We start from the raw sequence: 19,327 nt of genomic DNA on the forward strand, positions 1-19,327 counted from the left end.
CCTGGCGGCAGAAGGTTATTTCACCGTCCAGCCTTTGTAGCTGCCGATATTATTTTTATCGATCATGGTCACCGGGATCAGCACCGGGCCGGTTGGCGCGGGTTTGCCCTGCAGAATGTCGTAACCGATCTCGACCGCCTTGGCCGCCATCACCTGCGGATCCTGCGCCGGCGTCGCCACAAACAGCGAATTGCCGCGCTTGAGCGCCTCTTCACCATCCGGCGAACCGTCTACGCCGACGATAAAGAACTCGCTGCGCTGCGCCTGCTTGGCCGCCAGATCGGCACCGATCGCCGTCGGATCGTTAATCGCGAATACGCCGTCGATCTTCGGATTGGCCGCCAGCAACGAGGTCATGATCTCCAGGCCGCCTTCGCGGCTGCCCTTGGCGTTCTGGTTATAGGACAGCAGCTTGATATCCGGGTGTTTTTTCAGCTCGGTCATGCAGCCTTCCACCCGGTTTTGCACCGCAGAAACCGGCGGCCCGTTGATGATCACCACGTTGCCTTTCTCTTTCAGGCGATCGCTGATGTATTTACAGGCCATCGCACCCGCCTGGGTGTTATCCGAAGTGATGGTGGCGTCGGCGCCTTCGGCCGCCACGTCTACCGCCACCACCACGATGCCGGCGTCCTTGGCGCGTTTGACCGCCGGGCCGATGCCTTTGGAATCGGCGGCGTTGAGGATGATCATATCGACCTTGGCGGCGATGAAGTTGTCGATCTGCGCCACCTGCTGGCCAAGATCGTAACCGCTCGACACCAGCGTCACATTCACCTTGTCACCGGCCAGCTCGCGCGCTTTCAACTCCGCGCCCTTGGTGATCTGCACAAAGAACGGGTTGGCCAGATCGCCCACCGTCACCCCGATCGATTTCAATTCTTTCGCCTGGACCACAGAGGCGCTGCCGAGCGCGGCGGTAACCAACAAAGCGGTAATCAATGGCTTGAAACGCATAGTGTTTTCCTCATTATTATCCAGATGTTATGAAGCACTGCGATTAGTGTTGATAGTTTCGGGTACGGTATTTATCAATCAGCACCGCTATGATGATCACCGCCCCTTTGATCACCAATTGCCAGAAATAAGAAACCCCCATCAGCGTCATGCCGTTGTTCAGGGTCGCGATAATCAGCGCCCCTACCAGCGTGCCGGTAATGGTGCCGATACCGCCGACGAAACTGGTACCGCCGAGGATCACCGCGGCGATGGCATCCAGCTCATAACCCATGCCCAGGTTGCCGTTGGCGCTGTAGAGCCGGGAGGCGCTCATCACCCCGCCCAGCCCGGACAGCAGGCCGCTCATGCCGTAGACGAACAGCAGCACCGCGCCCACCTTGATGCCGGTCAGACGTGCGGCCTGTATATTGCCGCCCACCGCATAGATATGAACCCCGAGCGTGGTGCGACGCAGGATGAACCAGCACAGCGCGATCACCGCAAAGGCGATAATCACCAGCCAGGGAATCGGCCCCAGATAAGCATTGCCGATCCATTCAAAACTGATATTCGAGTTGATGATGGTGGTGCCGTCCGCCAGCAAATAAGCCGCGCCACGCAGGGCGGTATAGGTACCCAGCGTAACGATAAACGGCGGCAAACCGGCGTAGGCCACCAGAAATCCATTGAACAGCCCCATCCCCAACCCGGCCAGCAGCGCCAGCGGGATCGACAGCCCGGCCATACCCGGCATCAGCGAAACCGCCATCGCCACCACCGCCGTGGTGCCCAGCATCGAACCGACCGAAAGATCGATGCCGCCGGTAAGAATGATGAAGGTCATACCCGCGGCCAGCACGATGTTGATCGACGCCTGACGGGCGATATTCAGCAGGTTGGCATCGGTAAAGAAATTCGGCGCGACAAAGCCGAAAACCGCGACGATCAGGATCAGGATCGGCAGAATGCCGACGGTTTGCATCATATCGCCCAAGATCGCCCGTTTCAGCGTGGGATTTTTTGCGCCAGGCGGCAGCGGATTCGAAGTCATGGCAGGCTCCTTGAGCGTACGGATTGAATTATTCATGGTCGGCGATTTCCACGGCGGTTTCGACGCCGGTAGCCAGCGTCATGATGTTTTCCTGAGTAATGTCGCTGCCGCTCAGTTCACCGGCAATACTGCCTTCGTGCATGACGTAAACCCGATCGCTCATGCCGACCACCTCAGGCAGTTCGCTGGAGATCATCAGGATCGCCACCCCCTGCTGCGCCATCTGGCTCATGATGCGGTAAATTTCGCTCTTGGCGCCGACGTCGACGCCGCGCGTGGGTTCATCGAGGATCAAAATGCGCGGGCCGATCGCTACCCAACGTGAAATCAGCAGCTTTTGCTGGTTGCCGCCGGACAGGCCGCCGGCGCGGACCTGAGCATGCGGCACACGGATATTCAGCAGGCCGATAGCGTCGCTGGAAATGCTCTGCGCCTTGCGGCGATTCAGCAGGCCGTAGCGGCCATCGCGCTCCAGCGTTGCCATAACGATATTTTCATGCGCCGCCAGATCGAGAAACAGACCCTGCTCCTTGCGGTTTTCGGTGAGAAAACCGATGCCCAGAGCGATGGCGTCGCGCGGTGAATGGATATTGGCCGTTTTGCCGTCAATCTCCACAGTGCCGCCGCTCGCCTTGCGCACGCCGAAAATCAGCTGCGCCAGTTCAGAGCGCCCGGCGCCCACCAGCCCGGAAAGGCCGACAATCTCGCCGGCGCGCACCTGCAGACTGACCGGCTTCACTTTTTTGCCGTCGGTCAGCCCCTGCAACGTCAGACGCGGTTCGCCCACCGCAATCCCCTGTTCCTTATTGAACAGATCGCTCAGCGGGCGACCCACCATCATGCGCACCAGCTCGCTGGCGGACAGCTTGTCGCGCGTCAGGCTACCGACGTACTGGCCGTCACGCAGCACGCTGACGCGATCCGACAGTTCGTACACTTCCGCCATGCGGTGGCTGATGTAAATGATCGCCATCCCCTCATCGCGCAGGCGCTTGATCAGCTCGAACAGCCGATGCGTTTCACGCGAAGAGAGCGCCGCCGTAGGCTCGTCCATCACCAGAATGCGGCTGTTGCGATGCAACGCGCGGGCGATTTCCACCTGCTGCTGCTCGGCGATGGTTAATTTCATGACCCGATCGCCAGCGCTGAACTGCGCGCCCAGCCTGTCGATCACCTTCTGCGCTTCCAGCAACATCTGCTGGCGTTTCACCAGGCCACCGCGCTGGATCTCGCTGCCCAGAAAAATGTTCTCCGCCACCGTCAGATTCGGTGCCAGATTCATTTCCTGGTAAATCAGCGTGATACCTGCCGCCAGGGCGTCTTTTGGCCCTTTGATGGCGAACGGCTGCCCATCGATAAAAATTTCCCCGCTGCTGGCGATATACGCGCCGGCCAATATTTTCATTAACGTGCTTTTACCCGCGCCGTTTTCACCCATCAGCGCGTGGATCTCACCGCGATATACCGTCAGGTCGACGCCTTTCAGCGCATAAAACTGACCAAAACTCTTGGCGATGTTGTGCATTTCCAAAATCGGGGTCACGCTCATCGTCATACCTCAGGCTGCGGTTCGGATTACATGCAGTTAACCACGCATAAATAAATGCAAAATGTCAGCGCCCGTTCATGTTTGTCATATTGTTAATGGAACGGGGATTTATACTGCGAACAGTCAGTTACGGGAGATACGATGCGCAGACTGCCTTTCCTTGCCGGTGCGCGTGGGCGCCTGCTGATGTTCAACCTGCTGGTGGTGGCGGTGACGCTGATGGTCAGCGGCGTGGCGATCGTCGGCTTTAAACATGCGGGCAAGCTGCAGGAACAGGTGCAGGCGCAAACGCTGAAAGAGATGAACGGCAGTATGGCGCTGAGCCGGGATACGTCGAACGTCGCCACCGCCGCCATTCGGCTTTCGCAGGTGGTTGGCGCGCTGGAGTACCAGAGCGAATCCGCCCGGTTGAAACAGACCCAGTTGGCGCTGCAGGCGTCCCTCAACCGGTTGGCGGACGCCCCGCTGGCCCACAGCGAGCCGGCGCTGGTCAACCGCATCATCAGCCGCAGCAACGCCCTGGAAACCAGCGTCACCCGCATGCTGGAACTCGGCCACGCGCGGCACCTGCAACGCAACATTCTGCTCAGCGGGCTGTACCAGGCGCAGAGCACGCTGCGGCATATCGCCAGCCTGAGCCAACGCGATAATCTGGACCAGCCTTCGCAGCCGCTGCTCGGCCAGATCGACCGGCTGCTGGCCATCGCCATTCAGACCCCAACGCCCAAGGCGGCCGCCCAGCAACTCGACAGCGTAATGGTCTACTGGCCGCAGCGCAGCCCGGATGCGCTGGTGGACGAGAAAATGCGGCAGTTTCGCGCCAGCGAACAACGCCTGTTGCCCGAAACGCTGGAACTGGAGCAAAGCGACCTCGCCCTGGCCTATTATACCTATCATATCAAAGCGTTAGTCGCGATGCTCAACGACGACATCAATCTGTACGTGCAAAAAGTGGCGAAAGAGTCGGAGCTGCGCACCCACCAAACGCACCACGAGCTTAGCTCCATCAGCGTATTTATCGGCCTGTTCGCTCTGCTGGCGTTGGTGATTACCGGCTTCGCCGGGCTGTATATCTACCGCAACCTCGGTTCTAACCTGACGGCGATCGCCAATGCCATGACGCGGCTGGCGCGCGGTGAGCGTGACGTCAGCGTGCCGGCGCTGCAACGCCGCGATGAACTGGGCGAACTGGCGCGGGCTTTCAACGTGTTTGCTCGCAATACCGCCTCACTGGAACAAACCTCTCGCCTGTTGAAAGAAAAAAGCACCCAGTTGGAAACCACCTTTCTGGCGATGCGCGACGGTTTTGCCCTGTTTGATAACGACGGACAACTGGTGGTGTGGAACCCGCAATACCCGCTGCTGCTGGGGCTGGACGAACACCAGTTGCACCGCGGCCAGCACTACCGCGAGTTACTGCTGCACGTAACGCCGCCACGGGGCCAGCGCTGGGAGGCGGTGCTGGCCAATCTGTCCAGCGAACTGCCGCAGCCGCAGGAACTGCGTCTGGATGACGGCCGCACCGTCGAACTGCGTTTCAGCCCGGTGCCCAACCGCGGGGTGGTGAACGTGGTGCTCGAACGCACCGAGCGCAAGGCGCTGGAAGAGGCGCTGCTGCACAGCCAGAAAATGAAGGCGGTCGGCCAACTGACCGGCGGCCTGGCGCACGATTTTAACAACCTGCTGGCGGTGATTATCGGCAGCCTGGAACTGACTACCGGGCAAACGCAGGATGCGCAAACCGCACAACGCATCGCCCGCGCATTGAAAGCCGCCGAACGCGGCGCGCAACTCACTCAGCGCCTGCTGGCATTCTCACGCAAACAGGCGCTGCACCCGCAGGCCATCGCGCTGCGCACGCTGGTGGAAAACCTGCAAGAACTGCTGCGCCATTCGCTGCCCGCCACGCTGTCGCTGACCATCGAGGCGCAACAGCCCGGCTGGCCGGCGTGGATCGATGCCAATCAGTTGGAAAATGCGCTGATCAACCTGGTGGTCAACGCGCGGGATGCGATGGAAGGCCGCAGCGGGGTGGTGAAGATCCGCATTTATAACCAGCGGGTGGTGCGCAGCAGCGGCAAAAAACAGGACATGGTGGCGCTGGAAGTGATCGACACCGGCTGCGGGATGTCGGAGGAGGTCAAGGCGCAGGTGTTCGAGCCCTTCTTCACCACCAAGGCGGTCGGTAGCGGCAGCGGGCTTGGCCTGTCGATGGTTTACGGTTTTGTCCGCCAGTCCGGCGGGCGAGTACAGATTGAAACCGCGCCGGGCAAAGGCACGCTGGTGCGCCTGCAATTGCCCCGAGCCCCCATGCAGGCGGTAACGGAAACGCCGCTGTTGCCGCTCGACGACAGTGACGGCACCGACAATCTGGTGCTGGTACTGGAAGATGAGAACGACGTGCGCCACACGCTGTGCGAACACCTGCACCAGCTCGGCTACCTGACGCTGGACAGCGCAGACAGCCAGGAAGCGCTGGCGCTGCTGCGCCAGACGCCGGATATCGCGCTGCTGATAAGCGATCTGATGCTGCCGGGCGAACTGAACGGCGCGCAGGTGATTGAGCAGGCGCGGGAGATCAATCCCCACCTCTGCGCTCTGCTGATCAGCGGCCAGGACATGCGCCGCCACTCTCAGGGAGATCTGCCTGAGCTTGAGCTGCTGCGCAAGCCTTTCAGCCAGCGGCAACTGGCGCTGGCGCTGCAACGGGCGCGGAGAAGAAACGCGGTCGGCGACGCAATTCAGAGGGAATGAGGCGATTTTTCGCCTCTGATTCGTTATCATGCCGCCCTGCTTTTGATGAACAAGCGTGCCGACTGCACGCCCAGCCAGGGACAACATTATGCTGTGGTTTAAGAATTTGATGGTTTACCGTTTGAGCCGCGAAGTTGCGCTAAACGCGGATGAAATGGAAAAACAGCTCAGCGCTTTTGCTTTCACCCCTTGCGGCAGCCAGGACATGGCGAAAACCGGCTGGGTCTCCCCAATGGGTTCCCACAGCGACGCCTTGACGCACGCGGTTAACGGCCAGATCGTCATCTGTGCGCGCAAAGAAGAAAAAATCCTGCCTTCGCCGGTCATCAAGCAAGAGTTGCAGGCCAAGATTGAACGCCTGGAAGGCGAACAGCACCGCAAACTGAAAAAAACCGAGAAGGACGCGCTGAAAGATGAGGTGCTGCACAGCCTGCTGCCGCGCGCCTTCAGCCGTTTCAACCAGACCTTTATGTGGATCGACACCGTCAATGACCTGATCATGGTTGACGCCGCCAGCGCCAAACGCGCGGAAGATACCCTGGCGCTGCTGCGTAAAAGTCTGGGTTCGCTGCCGGTAGTGCCGCTGACCATGGAAAGCCCGATCGAGCTGACGCTGACCGAGTGGGTGCGCTCCGGCGAGTTGCCGGCCGGTTTTATCATTCAGGACGAAGCGGAACTGAAGGCGATTCTGGAAGACGGTGGCGTGATCCGCTGCAAGAAGCAGAACCTGATCAGCGACGAAATTGCGGTGCATATCGAAGCCGGCAAGCTGGTGACCAAACTGGCGGTGGACTGGCAGGAACGCATTCAACTGGTGCTGGCGGATGACGGCTCGCTCAAGCGCCTGAAGTTTGCCGACGCGCTGCGTGAGCAGAATGACGATATCGATCGCGACGACTTCGCCCAACGTTTTGACGCCGATTTTATCCTGATGACCAGCGAACTGGCAGCGTTAATCAAGAACACCATCGAAGCCCTTGGCGGCGAAGCCCAGCGTTAACTCAGCCTGAAAATACCAAGGGCTCTGCATGCAGAGCCCTTGGACTGCTGCAACGTCCTTTACCAAGAACACATCCGAATACTCCAGTAGCCGATAAAAATTAAGCTAACTCTCTCATTTTTATAACTGCCAATTTGTTGCGTATACAATCACCGAACAAATATGTGACCATATACCAATCAGTGCCCCCATTCACCTTCCCACGTTATTTTTAGGCGAATCAATAGCTACCTTTTATTATGCTTTTACCTCTCTGCATTGATCTTGTCGAAAAAATAATCTATTTATAAATGGCTTCACACACTAATATATATTCACATCAATTACATAATGAAAGGGAATTATTTATGAAAATTATTGATTCATCGATGCTCGATCATATTTCTGGTGGTCGCGGTAATAATGGCGGTGACCGGATTGACAATGGTGGCCGGGCTAATAGCGCAGGCAAAACTGCAGCTGCAGGGGCGGGAGCTATAGCGGGAGGGTATATCGGAGCTCTCGTTACCGGGCCAGGAGCACCTCTGGGGGCAGCTATTGGGGGCTGGATCGGTGGTGTTATCGGCGAAGCTGGTTATAATGCAGCGGTAGATGCAGTAAATGACCCTCGAAATAATGGCGGTAACGGACGTGGCGCTTTTGGCGGAGACAGCAATAAGAATAGTGTAAACGGTCAATGTCATTGGTAAGTCGTTACATGAGGAGAGATTACAACCTCTCCTTTTTAAGTAAAAGGAGTGTGTCGTGAAAAAAGAAAGAATAAGAAGATTGGTATTCATATCAGGAATTTCTTTTTCTACTTATTTGATCGTAAACATCAGAGCACTTGCTTTCCCGGCTTCATTAATCAAAGCGTTTTTTGCGTCTATTATCTTCACATTAATTTATGCATTTCTTTCCAGCCGTCTCTGGAAAAAATATGTTTTAAAAATAAAAGATGATGAATAACCGCACCTTCTACCGCCACACTCTCACTAATATCTCACTTTGCATGGCGCCTTAGGGCTCTGCATGCAGAGCCCTGATTTCCCGCCAAAAGAGGAAACTACTAACTTAAATAACGGCACAGATAGGCGGTTGCATCAGCAACCTGCAGGTTGAACTCACTGTGAGCCGGTACGAAGAACTTCTCACCCGGCATAAACACCTGCCAATCCGGCGAGCCCGGCAGCAACACTTTCAACGCGCCGGTAATCACGGTCATCTCTTCCGGCTGGGCGGTGCTGAAGGTGTACTCACCCTCTTCCATCACACCGACGCTGGCAAGGCCGATGCTGCTACTATCGAAACCGATAGACTTCACTTTTCCGGCAAAATACTCGTTCACTTTCAGCATAGACTGGCACCCGCATAATCAACTTTATGAGAAATCCATATTGGGGGATTGCGCTTGATCTGTCACTGGTTTTTCACGCGAAATGCGATCGTGGCGCAGAGTAAAATTCTGCCCGGCGATCGGTCGTCGGCCTTCCGTTCCGAATCCGCAACAAAAATAGCGCCAGGCCACCGCCGAACAGCCAGCGTCATGGCATTTTATTCGTATTCGAATCAGATAATTAACTCAGCGGCCGGCAAGATCAATGCGCACGAAGTGGCCTTCAGCAAAAGGCAAAAAAGAAACCGGCATCTCGCCGGCTTCCGTAGGGTACAGGTTAATCTTCCAGCGCCGGATCCTCGTAGCGATGCTTGGCGTCGAGCGCTTCCTGCTCGGTCGAATGCTCACTGAGCAGCGTATTCGGCTCAATGTCGTCGGTGCGCACCTCAAAACGATGGATATGCAAGCTGGGGTCGCCCCGGTCAACTTCGACCACCCAAGCGGTTCTCGGATAGCCTGGTCGGTTATTTTCGCGCATGCTGTTCTCCCGTGTGAATCACACAGAGTTAAGTATAGCAGCCGAGTTTATGCCGACACGCGCGATCCCAGATCGCGATCGCCATGTTCGCCTTCCAGCAGTTGCGTCAGCTCATCGCAGGCACAGATCTTGCCGTCGCGTACGGTGAAATGCGCCAGCACCTTGACCAGGCTGCGGCCACCGTCGCGCTTTTCCACCCGCACCTGATGGTGCGTCAGTACCGCCTCCCCCTGTCCGGCGACGGCGATAATTTCCAACGCCATGCTGCGGGTGAGCTGCTTCAACAGGGCCATATGCTGCATAAATTGCGCATAATCGAGTACTTTGCCGTCCACCTGCTGGCGGTAATCTTCGCTGAACAGTTCAGCTATCAGCGCCGGCTGGTGTTGCGAGCAGGCAACCACCCGCTGCAAGGCGTCGAGTACCACGGCTATTGAGGGATTTTCGTTCATAGAGGATCTCCAAAAATGGAATGAGACGGGGATCATAGCGAAGGCAGAGGGTGGCATAATAACCGTACCTGGACTTTTTATACCGGTAATCGGCCAACATGATGATCCTGCGCAGCGAACGGCTTTTGCATGAGAAAAAACACCTCACGCCCTGGCACCACCATGCCGACGGGCAGATCTATCTGTTAACGCACGGCATGATGGCGCTGGAAACCGTAGGGAGGCAATGGGCAATGACCGCAGGCAGTATCGGCTGGTTGCCGCCACACTGCGCACACCAGGCGTTGGCCTGCGGTAACGTGGCGGGCTGGATCCTGTATCTGGGAGAACAACGCGGTGCGGCACTGCCGGAGCACCCCCGGCTGAGCGTCGCCTCAACGCTGATTCAGGCGCTGGTCGAGCGTATCGCGCAGTTTGCCGGGCAGCCGCTGAGTGCATCGCAACAGCGGATGTTGCAGGTATTGCTGGATGAAATGCACGTTCAGGAAAGCCCCCCGCTGCAACTGCCGCTGCCGCAAGATGCGCGGCTGCTGAAAATCGCCCGCGCACTGCTGAACGAACCTGCCGGCGAGCGCACTCAGCGTGAATGGGCCGACTGGGCCGGGTTGAGCGTCCGTACCCTGAGCCGCCGTTTTATCGGCGAAACGGGCGTGACTTTTTCGCGCTGGCGCCAGCAAGCCAGGGTGCTCCGCTCGCTGGAACCGCTGTCACGGGGGGAACCCGTCGGCCAGATTGCCGCTGGCTGCGGTTACGACAATGTCAGTGCCTATATCGCCGCCTTCCGCGAGCGTTTCGGCACCACGCCGGGGCGGTATTTTACTCAGCGTCCGCCGGCAACAGCGCCTGACGCGCCGCGTTGAGAAACTGTTCCGACAACTCGTCGCCGCGAGTCGCCCGCGCCAGCGTCAGTGCCCCCACCAGCATCGCCATCTGCGCCAAAGCCTGCTGGTGCCGCTGCTGTTCATCTGCCGATGGCGACAGCGACTCCAGCCGCACCAGCATCGATTTTGCGCCGCTCAGGTAGGCCTGGTGTACGGGTTTATCGGCCCCTTCCCGCGCCACGTCGGCGGCCAGCGCGGTGACCACGCAACCCTCGGCGGGACAGTCACGGTGTTTCACGCTCAGATAGCCGTCAATCAGGGTTTGCAAAGTGTGTTTGCCGGGCTGGCTGCTCAACGCTTCCCAACGCTGGTCCGACTCCTCCGCCGCTCTGCGGCTGGCTACCGCCACCAGTTCATCCTTGGAGGCAAAATGACCATAGAAACCGCCGTGGGTCAGCCCCACCGCCGCCATCAGATCGTTAACGCTGACGCCGTTCAGGCCACGTTCACGAAACAGTTGTGAAGACACCTGTTCAATCGCCTCGCGATTGCGTTCCATTTGTTGCTTTGATACCCGCGCCATGGTGTTTTCTCCTTATCAATCCGGCATCATCTTAGGCCATCCGCTGACCGTACTCAATGATGATGCCTCTCATGAAAAGACTCAGGCACGCGGGGGGCGCGGTGCGGCAAAACGGCCGCTGTCACCGCCCTGCGCTCGCGCCAGCGTGTCGGCAATCTGCCGGTGAGGCGTACCGGGCTCGATAGCGCTTACCCGATCAAGACGCGCCACTTGCTCTTCGCTCAGCGTCAGACTGAGCGCCGACAACGTATCGTCCAGTTGCGCTAAGGTGCGCGGCCCCAGAATGGGGATCAGGCTGGTGCTGGAGTGCGCGGCCCGGTTGCGCAGCCAGGCGATGGCGACGTGGGTCGGCTGGGCACCGTGCTCCTGCGCTATTGCCAGCACTTCATCCAGCAGCGCGGTATCTTTCTCGCGATGCACCAGGCGCCCCAGCTCGGTCAGACGCCCGGCATTGCTGTGGCGATATTTCCCGGTCAACAGACCGCCGCCCAGCGGCGACCACAGCGTAGCGGCCATCCCCAAGGCTTCGGCCATCGGCAGCAGTTCGCGCTCGGCGGTGCGTTCCACCAGGCTGTATTCCACCTGAATACCGGCAATGCGCGCCCAGCCGCGTAGCTCGGCCAGAGTATCCGCCCGGGCAATGCGCCAGGCCGGAAAGTTGGACAGCCCGGCATACTGGATCTTGCCGGCGCGAATCAGATCGTCAAACGCGCGTACGATCTCCTCAAGCGGGGTCAGATTGTCGGAGAAATGCGCCCACAGCAGGTCGATACGATCGGTTTTCAGGCGTTTCAGGCTAGCCTCCACCGAAGCAATCATGTTTTTACGGCTGTTGCCGGTGTTCGCAACACTTGCCTCCGGCGCGGCGCCCAGCGTGTACTTGGTGGCGACGACGAAGCGATCGCGCTCGGCGGCGATAAATTCCCCCACCAGCTGTTCTGACTGACCAAACTGATAGGCGTCAGCCGTGTCGATGAAGTTGCCGCCGGCGTCGACGTAGCGATCGAATACCCGTCTGGCCTCTTCCTTCTCCGAGCCGTAGCCCCAGCCCGTGCCAAAGTTGCCGGTGCCCAGAGCCAATTCGGCAACGCGCAGGCCGGTGTTGCGACCAAAGGGAGTGTATTTCATACAGATGCCTCGCAATAAGCTTGAGTTAAACATCATAAATGATGATTGTCATTTATTTATATATGTCACTCGTCATTTATAAAGGCAAGCGCGATTTGTCGTCAGACCGGCAAAATCAGGGGAGAAAAACAGAGTATTGGGCACAACGCACTGTGCCCAAAGGAAAATTCGCGGTGGATTATTTTACCGTTTCGCGCTGCAGCGCCGAGAGGATTTGCTCGACCACCTGCTGCGGGCTGCCGGTACCATCCATGACGAAATGCGCGGCCTCCTGATACAGCGCTTCGCGCGCCGCCAGCACTTCAAGCATCTCTTCGGCAATTGGGCGGCCGGTGAGCGTTGGGCGCTGCGCGTCCTGCGGATACTCTTCCAACCGCTGCGCCAACACGTCCGCAGGCGAACGCAGGTAAATCACGGTGCCGTGCTGGCGCATGAAGCGACGATTCTCTTCCGCCAGGATCATGCCACCGCCGGTGGCAACTACAGTTGACGGCTGCGTCACGGTTTGCAGGGCAATGCTTTCACGGCGGCGAAAGCCCAGCCAGCCTTCATGGGCGACCATTTCCGCCACGCTCATTTGCGTGGTCTGCTGCATAAACAGATCGGTATCGGTGAAGTGATAGCCCATTGTCTGCGCCAGTGCGCTGCCCACCGTGGTTTTACCGGCTCCGCGAGCGCCTACCATGAAAATGGTTTGTGTCATTACGGGTTGTCCCTTATACGGTGACTTGATTGCATTTGTACGCCTGAAGATCGGCGCGCAGATCCTGCGATGGCGTGGTTGCTTGCATCATACCGCCATCAGCCTGTATTTCAATATTTACGATAGTGTAAATTCCATTGCACAGCGGCTACCGACAACAAATCCCTGCGCCGCCTCTTCAGCAAGCCGTTGCCGCAGCGGCAAGTTGAGCCGAACGGCTGCGATCGGCTGGAACCCTAACCGCCGGTAGTAAGGCGCATTCCAGGGCACATCGATAAAGGTGGTCAGCGTCAGGCGCTGCGCGCCCTGCGATTTTGCCTGCATGGCAACCTCAGCGATCAAACGCCGGCCAATACCGCGCCGCTGCCAGTCGGCGGCTACCGACAGCTCGGCGATGTGCCAATCCTGCTGCTGCGGCAATACGGCGATAAACCCGGCCACCTCACCCGACGCGCTTTCAGCCACCCACTCCTGCTGTTGCTGAATAAAATCAGCATGCTGCTGACGGCTCATCACCGGGCCATCAGCCAGAAAACGCCACGCCGGTTGCTGAAGAAACAGCTGCGCCGCCGAGCGTTCAATGGCGATCAGTTGGGGGATATCCTGCAGTTGCGCTAAACGAACAAGCGGGCTCATCGGGTTCTCCTTAACGACCGGGCGGCTCTGTAACCCAAACGCAAGCCGCCAGGGGCTGTGCTCCCAGCAGCCACGTTTGGCGTTATTGGTTATTCAATTGGCTCCAGTAGGTGCCTGAAAAAGGTAACGGCAAAAATTGCTGGTATAGCTGCTTAAAGGTCTGCTGCGGATTGATGTCTGCAAACAAATCCGGATAGAAAGCTTTGGCGAGCATCTCGACCGCCACGACGTGATACGGGCTGAGATAGAAATTGTGCCAAATGCTCCAGGCCTGGCGGTTCTTGATCGCTTTCAGGTTGGCGAGCATCGGCTGTTTTTGCATGATCATGCGGAAGCTTTCATCGGCCTCCTGCTGGGTAACCCGTGGTCCAAGGCGCAGATCGGAAAAACGCTTGCCCTCCGACCCGGCCATGCCGGTAGCGATGTAGATGTCAGGGTTGGCGGTCAGGATGGTTTCCGGGTTTAGATCGCCGAAGACGCCCTTGATGCTGGCGTTGGCGATATTGTCGCCGCCGGCAAAGGCCACCAGATCGCCAAGATTGCCGTGCGCCGCGGTGGTACAACAAGTTTCGCGCCGTCCGAGGTGCAGATGCAGCATCACCTTGGGTTTTGGCCCCCGGTAGCCGGCCAGCCGCTGCTGAATCACCGCCATATGCTGCTGATAGAAACTGATGAACTGCTCCGCCCGCTGCTGACGATTGAGCACTTCGCCCAGCAGACGCACGCTCGGCACGGTATTGTTCAGCAGATCAACCCGTAAATCGACGTAGATTACCGCAATACCGGCCTTGTTCAGCGCCGTTAGCAGAAAATCGCTGTCGCCCTCTTCACGCGCGTACCGGGCGAGAATCACCAGATCCGGCTTCAATTGGATCAGGTTTTCGACGTTAACCTGGCGGAAATTACCCTTGCTGATGGAAGGGATCGCTTTGATCTGCGGGAATTTTTGCGTATAGAGCTGCCAGCTTTGCGCATCATAACGCGCCATATCTTCCGGCCAGCCGACGACGCGCTGAGCAGGATTGCCCGGCTCCAGCAGCGCCAGGGTATACAGCATGCGGCTTTCGCCCACCACGATGCGCTGCGGGTTATCCGGCACGTCGACCTGTCGGCCGGTAATGTCGGTGACCATTTTCGCCTGAGCGCTAAAAACGCCGAACAACAGGGAAAGCAGCAGTAAAACGAAAGGATTGCGCATGAGTAGGCCGGGGGCAGCTAAAAGATGGGTGCATGATAATTACTCTCATTAACAGTTTCAATTGATAACGCGCGCAGGACAAGACAAATCCGCTGAATCACGGTGTTTCGGCACCGATAAATGCAAAACCGCCGTAAATGTGATTGTCTACAGTAAAAATCAGCCGATAAATCGATAAAAATGGCGAGATGGGAAAAACCAAAGGAGCACAGATGAACCAACGTATTGTTTCGCTAACGGAATGCCCGCAGTACAGCGATGTTTGCGCCGCATGGGCCTTTGGCCAGTGGGGGTCACAGCGCGGCGGCTCGCTGGAGCGCACGCGCCAGCGTTTTGCCCTGTGCACTCAACCGAGTGAAGACTATGTCACCCTGTTGATACTCGATGGCGAACGCCCGCTGGGCATGGCCAGCCTGTGGCCGAGCGACGATCATCAGCGAAAGGATCTGTCTCCCTGGCTGGCGGGGGTTTTTGTTCATCCCGATCACCGGCGCCAGGGGATTGCGCAGCGTCTGGAAGACGCTATCGTGCAGTTGGCTCGCCAACGTAACCACCCCGTATTGCACCTGATCACCGACAAATCAGAGGCTTTGTATGCGGGCTGGGGTTGGCACACTATCGAACGCCGCCGGCAATATGATGGCGAAGTGGTGGTGATGGAGAAAAAACTGTAGCTAACGCGGCGTGCAGATATACACCAATGCCGGCGGGAAGTTACGCACCACCCGCACCCGCTTCCAATGAAAGTAGCGAGACAGCAGCTTTTCCGACAGGTGGCTGTACTGGAACAAGACCAGAGTGCCGCCCCGTGCCCGCAACCGCTGCTGGGCTTGCTGCAGAATACGGATGCTGACTTTAACCGGGATAGACAACAACGGCAGGCAGGAGAACACCACGTCATAGTCGCGGGCCATCTCTTCTGCGGAACGGTCCATAACCTGCAGGCGGCGATCGTCAATCTTGCGCAGCTGATGCACAAAATTAGGCTGGATCTCAAACGCTTCGAGCGAAGCATCGGCGCGCATGCGTCCCAATATGCGTTTGGTCAGCACACCATCCGCGGCCCCCAACTCGGCAATCGACAAGGCGCCAGTCCATTCGATCTGATTCAACATCGCCTGACACAGCCAGGGGGAAGAAGGCGCCAGGGTGCCAATGGTGCGCGGTGAAGCCATAAACTGCTGGAGATAGGAAAAGTGGTTCTTCAGTTGCAGCCGTGTCGCATTTAACATTGGGGCCTCCGTTGGGTTGAGTAGCCACCAATCTGCCCTCAATTTCTTAAGTATTCATTAACATGAATCCGAAAGCCATCGAAACAGTTGTAATAAAATGCGACCGGCGGGCGCCAAAAACGCGAAACGGTTGCGGTAATAATCTTAGGGTAATCAAACGACAGCATTACCGGTCAGATTATCTTCCGCAACCGCTTATTTTACCGGCCACCTGTCGGCGGCCAGGCAATTATTTTCAGCCCGTGTCTAACGGTAGATTTCTGCATTACCGCGCCAGTTGCTGGAATCTCCTGGGGTGTCCAGAGCAATAATACGGTAATGGCTTGCGCCATCCGCCGCGGCTTTTTCTTTCAGCGCATGAACCGCGTCGCCCGGTGAACCGCTGATGCCGGAAACCGACACCACGCCGATGCTCTGCAGGTTGCTTGCCTGCTCGCTGTCAATTTGTTTTACCGCTGACAGTGGCGCTGCGAGAGAGGAAAAAGAAGCGGTTGCGATCAGGACTGCTGCGATGCCAGGTAATAGTTTCATGATTAACTCCAGATGTTTTTGTTTATTTTCTCTATCAGTGGAATTAATTATCCGCCTGGCAGTGCAAAGCGACGTCATTCAATGTAAAGAACATCAATCATTGTGAGATAAATAAGGAGGAAGTGCGTACATCGATGTCATGACAGGATAATTCTGCAGCTGCTGAGAAAACTTTACCCCTGTCCGAAGCCAATTAAAAGCCCGGTGCTCCCTGTAATATAAAAACTTTCGTTTTTAAGAAATTTCCACCCTCTGTTACCCCCTGAACTACGCTGTTTTCTGAAGGTTATCACTTTAGAAGGACTCTCTATGTCGCAAACCTTACTGCGCGTGCGCGATGGTCGAGGCGCTTCGGTTTCGTTCTCGGAACTGTTATTCGATCTGATCTACGTTTTCGCCGTTACTCAACTTTCCCACTACCTGCTGCACCATCTGACGCTGACCGGCGCGCTGGAAACCCTGTTGCTGTGGTTTGCCGTCTGGCTGGCGTGGCAATACACCGCCTGGGTGACCAACTGGTTCAATCCGGATACCCGCCCCATTCGTATCCTGCTGTTCGCCATCATGCTGCTGGGGCTGTTCGCCGCCTCCGCGCTGCCGCAGGCGTTTGGCGAACGCGGGTTAATTTTCGCGCTGTTCTATGTGGCGATCCAGGTGGGTCGCTCCTGGGTGGTCCTGAACCTGCTGGAAGCCAATCACCCCCTGAAGCAAAACTTCCGCCGTATCCTGGGCTGGTTGTGCATTTCGGCGATATTTTGGATCCTGGGCGGACTGGCGCAAGGCAATAGTCGGCTGCTGCTGTGGGCGCTGGCGGTGTTGTGCGAATACGTTTCACCGATGTTCGGTTTCCGCCTGCCGGTGCTGGGCCGCTCCGACAGCAGCAGTGAATGGACCATAGAAGGCCATCACCTGGCAGAGCGCTGCCAGCTGTTCGTGATCGTGGCGTTGGGTGAAACCATTCTGATTACCGGCTCGACCCTCAGCGAAATGGAAACCTGGACAGCGCCGGTGCTGATCGCCTCGCTGGTGGCCTTTATCGGGAGTCTGGCGATGTGGTGGGTCTATTTCGATACCAGCAGCAAAGCCGGAAGCCACGCCATCAGCCAGGCGGAAAACCCCGGCCAGTTGGGTGCCAACTTCCACTATGTGCACGTGGTGCTGGTCGGGGCAATTATCGTCTGCGCCGTCGCCAACGAACTGGTGATCGCCCATCCCGACGGCCCTATCGGCAACGTGACGGCGGCGGTGTTGCTCCTCGGTCCGGCCATTTACCTGCTCGCCAACGCCTTGTACAAACGGCTGGTGTATCGCCGCTTCCCATTATCGCACCTGGTGGGCCTGATCGCGCTGGCCGTGCTGACGCCGATAGCTTACCTGACCGATTTGCTGATGGTAAACGGACTGACCACGCTGATTATGGTGGTGGTTGCGGTGTGGGAAAGCATCTCGCGGGGCAGAACGCCGCAGCAACAGAACGGCGCGGCAACATAAGAAGGTGGACAGGGGGCACGCTATGCCCCCTGTCACGGCAGTTATTTCAGCGGTTGCGGCAGTTTCAGCACCCACAGTTCGCTCAGTGATTCCGGCTTATCCAGCGGCCGCAGTTCGATGCTCGTCGGCACGGCTTTACCGTCAAGGGTCAAGCTGCCCTGCTTATCCAACTGGTAATCGCCGATTTTCTTGCCCTTAGGCTCGGCGTTCACCAGCTTGGCCTGCAGACCAAAATCGTTATCGTTAATCACCGCAAGCGTGCGATCGTCGATCAGCGTCAGGCCTTCCACTTTTTCCTGCTGCCAGCCCAATTTGCGCAGATCCACCACTTCGCGCTTTTGCGCCAGCTTCACGCCGCGCTTGGCGAGATCCTTGGCATCGTCAAACTCCAGCGCTTTGTCCTTGCCGTCGAAGGTCGTCAGATCGGTCGCCTGGCTGAGATCGACCAGGTAGATTTTGTTAATCATCTGCTTGTCTTTATCGCTGCCCTGTTCAATCAGCAAGATATGCTGGTTGTCCACCGCCACGATGTCGCCGACTTTGGCATCCTTGGCCTTGTTATAGCTGTCGATATCAATCGGGTAGCCGTACATCGCCGTTTTGCCGCTGGCCGGATCAAAACTGACCAGGCGAGTGAATTGCGCCTTGTTCTTGCTCTTGCCGTCAACGTCCAGCGTGCTCTGCACCGCCGCCAAAATGCGGCCATCCGGCAGGCGGGTGATGCCCTCGAAACCCCGGTTAGGCTGGCGCCACTTGATAATATTCGGCAAGCCGCCGGCCACCGCCTGCTCCCCTTTCTGCGGCGCAGGGCCATATTTGGCGAGGATCTTGCCTTTATTGTCGATATGGATCAGGAACGGGCCGTATTCATCGCACAACCAGTAGCCGCCGTTACCGTCGGCCGTAATGCCTTCTGTATCCAGCCCGCGTCGATCACTCGGCAAGGTTTTGAGCGTATCGCTCAGCGCCACTTCGTTGGTGGCCCCAATCAGCCCGCCCGGCAGCGGCAGTCCGCTGACAGGCCCCTGTTCGTCATGCAATGGGCGCTGATTGCCGGCAACGGCTTTCCCGCTGCCAACGCGAATATCCATCAGCAAGGGAACGAACTTCGGGTTGGCAAAGATTTTGGCCTCCTGTTCACCGACCGCAGGCGCATCGGCGTTAGGACCGCGATCGGTGACGGTGGTCAGCAGCAGATCATTGCCCTCACGGCCATTGAACACCAGGCCGGAGCCGATACCTACCGGTAATCCCTGCGGAAAATGCTTGGCGAAAGCGCCCTGATAGCTTACGTGCTCACCGCTGGGGAAGCTGACGACATAGCGCTCTACCTCAACGTCGGCGGCATAAGAGATCAGAGGAAACAACGAGGTAATTAACAGCGAAACCGGTTTTATTTTCATGGT

General features: G+C 57.7%; 21 protein-coding genes. 7 read left to right on the forward strand and 14 right to left on the reverse strand.

Going from position 1 to position 19,327, the window contains the following annotated elements:
* Positions 1–15: 15 nt before the first annotated feature.
* The 3 genes from SPL01S_RS05780 to SPL01S_RS05790 are packed head-to-tail and all read right to left on the reverse strand — an operon-like array spanning position 16 to position 3,539.
* A complete protein-coding gene (locus SPL01S_RS05780; RefSeq protein ID WP_006323889.1) occupies positions 16–957 on the reverse strand; it encodes an ABC transporter substrate-binding protein in 942 nt (313 codons plus the stop codon).
* A gap of 43 nt (positions 958–1,000) precedes the next feature.
* Positions 1,001–1,990, reverse strand: a complete 990-nt coding sequence (locus SPL01S_RS05785) for an ABC transporter permease subunit (RefSeq protein ID WP_004949199.1) — start codon at positions 1,988–1,990, stop codon at positions 1,001–1,003.
* Between the two features lie 28 nt (positions 1,991–2,018).
* Complete coding sequence (locus SPL01S_RS05790; RefSeq protein WP_063198116.1) at positions 2,019–3,539, reverse strand: sugar ABC transporter ATP-binding protein; 1,521 nt, start codon at positions 3,537–3,539, stop codon at positions 2,019–2,021.
* Between the two features lie 141 nt (positions 3,540–3,680).
* On the opposite strand from SPL01S_RS05790, the gene SPL01S_RS05795 reads away from it, so the two are divergent.
* The 4 genes from SPL01S_RS05795 to SPL01S_RS24405 all read left to right on the forward strand — a co-directional run bounded on the left by SPL01S_RS05795 (position 3,681) and on the right by SPL01S_RS24405 (position 8,241).
* On the forward strand, positions 3,681–6,293 hold the full coding sequence (locus tag SPL01S_RS05795; protein WP_063198118.1) for an ATP-binding protein: 2,613 nt from the start codon (positions 3,681–3,683) through the stop codon (positions 6,291–6,293).
* An 88-nt stretch (positions 6,294–6,381) separates the two neighbouring features.
* Positions 6,382–7,293: a recombination-associated protein RdgC gene (gene rdgC, locus SPL01S_RS05800; protein WP_006321205.1), complete on the forward strand. Its 912-nt coding sequence runs from the start codon at positions 6,382–6,384 to the stop codon at positions 7,291–7,293.
* A 347-nt stretch (positions 7,294–7,640) separates the two neighbouring features.
* A complete protein-coding gene (locus SPL01S_RS24400; RefSeq protein WP_073972024.1) occupies positions 7,641–7,982 on the forward strand; it encodes a hypothetical protein in 342 nt (113 codons plus the stop codon).
* Positions 7,983–8,037: 55 nt separating this feature from the next.
* Positions 8,038–8,241, forward strand: coding sequence for a hypothetical protein (locus tag SPL01S_RS24405; RefSeq protein ID WP_071990223.1), 204 nt, complete (start codon positions 8,038–8,040; stop codon positions 8,239–8,241).
* A gap of 100 nt (positions 8,242–8,341) precedes the next feature.
* Here the strand turns inward: SPL01S_RS24405 and ppnP are convergent, their stop codons facing one another.
* The 3 genes from ppnP to SPL01S_RS05815 form a co-directional block, all read right to left on the reverse strand.
* Positions 8,342–8,629 (reverse strand): pyrimidine/purine nucleoside phosphorylase, encoded by a 288-nt coding sequence (gene ppnP / locus SPL01S_RS05805; RefSeq protein WP_004949189.1) that lies wholly within the window; start codon positions 8,627–8,629, stop codon positions 8,342–8,344.
* Positions 8,630–8,945: 316 nt separating this feature from the next.
* The gene (locus SPL01S_RS05810; protein ID WP_063198120.1) at positions 8,946–9,146 is read right to left on the reverse strand and encodes a YaiA family protein; all 201 of its coding nucleotides are present in this window, start codon (positions 9,144–9,146) and stop codon (positions 8,946–8,948) included.
* A gap of 47 nt (positions 9,147–9,193) precedes the next feature.
* Positions 9,194–9,598 (reverse strand): nuclear transport factor 2 family protein, encoded by a 405-nt coding sequence (locus SPL01S_RS05815; RefSeq protein ID WP_062869816.1) that lies wholly within the window; start codon positions 9,596–9,598, stop codon positions 9,194–9,196.
* A gap of 98 nt (positions 9,599–9,696) precedes the next feature.
* On the opposite strand from SPL01S_RS05815, the gene SPL01S_RS05820 reads away from it, so the two are divergent.
* Positions 9,697–10,458 carry a helix-turn-helix domain-containing protein gene (locus SPL01S_RS05820; protein ID WP_063198122.1) on the forward strand — a complete coding sequence of 254 codons (762 nt, stop codon included), beginning with the start codon at positions 9,697–9,699 and terminating at the stop codon, positions 10,456–10,458.
* Here SPL01S_RS05820 and SPL01S_RS05825 read toward each other — a convergent pair.
* From SPL01S_RS05825 to SPL01S_RS05845, 5 genes are all read right to left on the reverse strand, one after another.
* Complete coding sequence (locus SPL01S_RS05825) at positions 10,415–11,002, reverse strand: TetR/AcrR family transcriptional regulator (protein ID WP_063198125.1); 588 nt, start codon at positions 11,000–11,002, stop codon at positions 10,415–10,417. The two genes, SPL01S_RS05820 and SPL01S_RS05825, sit on opposite strands and share 44 nt — an antisense overlap.
* Before the next feature lie 81 nt (positions 11,003–11,083).
* Positions 11,084–12,130, reverse strand: a complete 1,047-nt coding sequence (locus SPL01S_RS05830) for an aldo/keto reductase (RefSeq protein ID WP_063198127.1) — start codon at positions 12,128–12,130, stop codon at positions 11,084–11,086.
* 178 nt (positions 12,131–12,308) lie between these two features.
* Positions 12,309–12,833 (reverse strand): shikimate kinase AroL, encoded by a 525-nt coding sequence (gene aroL / locus SPL01S_RS05835; RefSeq protein ID WP_004949177.1) that lies wholly within the window; start codon positions 12,831–12,833, stop codon positions 12,309–12,311.
* 117 nt (positions 12,834–12,950) lie between these two features.
* Positions 12,951–13,469, reverse strand: a complete 519-nt coding sequence (locus SPL01S_RS05840) for a GNAT family N-acetyltransferase (RefSeq protein ID WP_063198130.1) — start codon at positions 13,467–13,469, stop codon at positions 12,951–12,953.
* Between the two features lie 82 nt (positions 13,470–13,551).
* Positions 13,552–14,667, reverse strand: coding sequence for an ABC transporter substrate-binding protein (locus SPL01S_RS05845; protein ID WP_063198132.1), 1,116 nt, complete (start codon positions 14,665–14,667; stop codon positions 13,552–13,554).
* A 212-nt stretch (positions 14,668–14,879) separates the two neighbouring features.
* On the opposite strand from SPL01S_RS05845, the gene SPL01S_RS05850 reads away from it, so the two are divergent.
* Positions 14,880–15,341 carry a GNAT family N-acetyltransferase gene (locus SPL01S_RS05850; protein WP_063198134.1) on the forward strand — a complete coding sequence of 154 codons (462 nt, stop codon included), beginning with the start codon at positions 14,880–14,882 and terminating at the stop codon, positions 15,339–15,341.
* On the opposite strand, the gene SPL01S_RS05855 is transcribed toward SPL01S_RS05850, so the two are convergent.
* Both SPL01S_RS05855 and SPL01S_RS05860 read right to left on the reverse strand, forming a co-directional pair.
* Positions 15,342–15,899, reverse strand: coding sequence for a class I SAM-dependent methyltransferase (locus SPL01S_RS05855; protein ID WP_063198136.1), 558 nt, complete (start codon positions 15,897–15,899; stop codon positions 15,342–15,344).
* A gap of 246 nt (positions 15,900–16,145) precedes the next feature.
* On the reverse strand, positions 16,146–16,430 hold the full coding sequence (locus SPL01S_RS05860; protein WP_063198139.1) for a YdgH/BhsA/McbA-like domain containing protein: 285 nt from the start codon (positions 16,428–16,430) through the stop codon (positions 16,146–16,148).
* 309 nt (positions 16,431–16,739) lie between these two features.
* Here SPL01S_RS05860 and SPL01S_RS05865 point away from each other — a divergent pair, with 309 nt between their 5' ends.
* Positions 16,740–17,921, forward strand: coding sequence for a low temperature requirement protein A (locus SPL01S_RS05865; protein WP_062869808.1), 1,182 nt, complete (start codon positions 16,740–16,742; stop codon positions 17,919–17,921).
* Between the two features lie 41 nt (positions 17,922–17,962).
* On the opposite strand, the gene SPL01S_RS05870 is transcribed toward SPL01S_RS05865, so the two are convergent.
* Entirely contained in the window at positions 17,963–19,324 is a 1,362-nt protein-coding gene (locus SPL01S_RS05870; RefSeq protein WP_063198141.1) for an esterase-like activity of phytase family protein, read from the reverse strand.
* Positions 19,325–19,327 lie beyond the last annotated feature (3 nt).

It is taken from the genome of Serratia plymuthica NBRC 102599, assembly GCF_001590925.1.
GTDB classification, from domain to species: domain Bacteria; phylum Pseudomonadota; class Gammaproteobacteria; order Enterobacterales; family Enterobacteriaceae; genus Serratia; species Serratia plymuthica.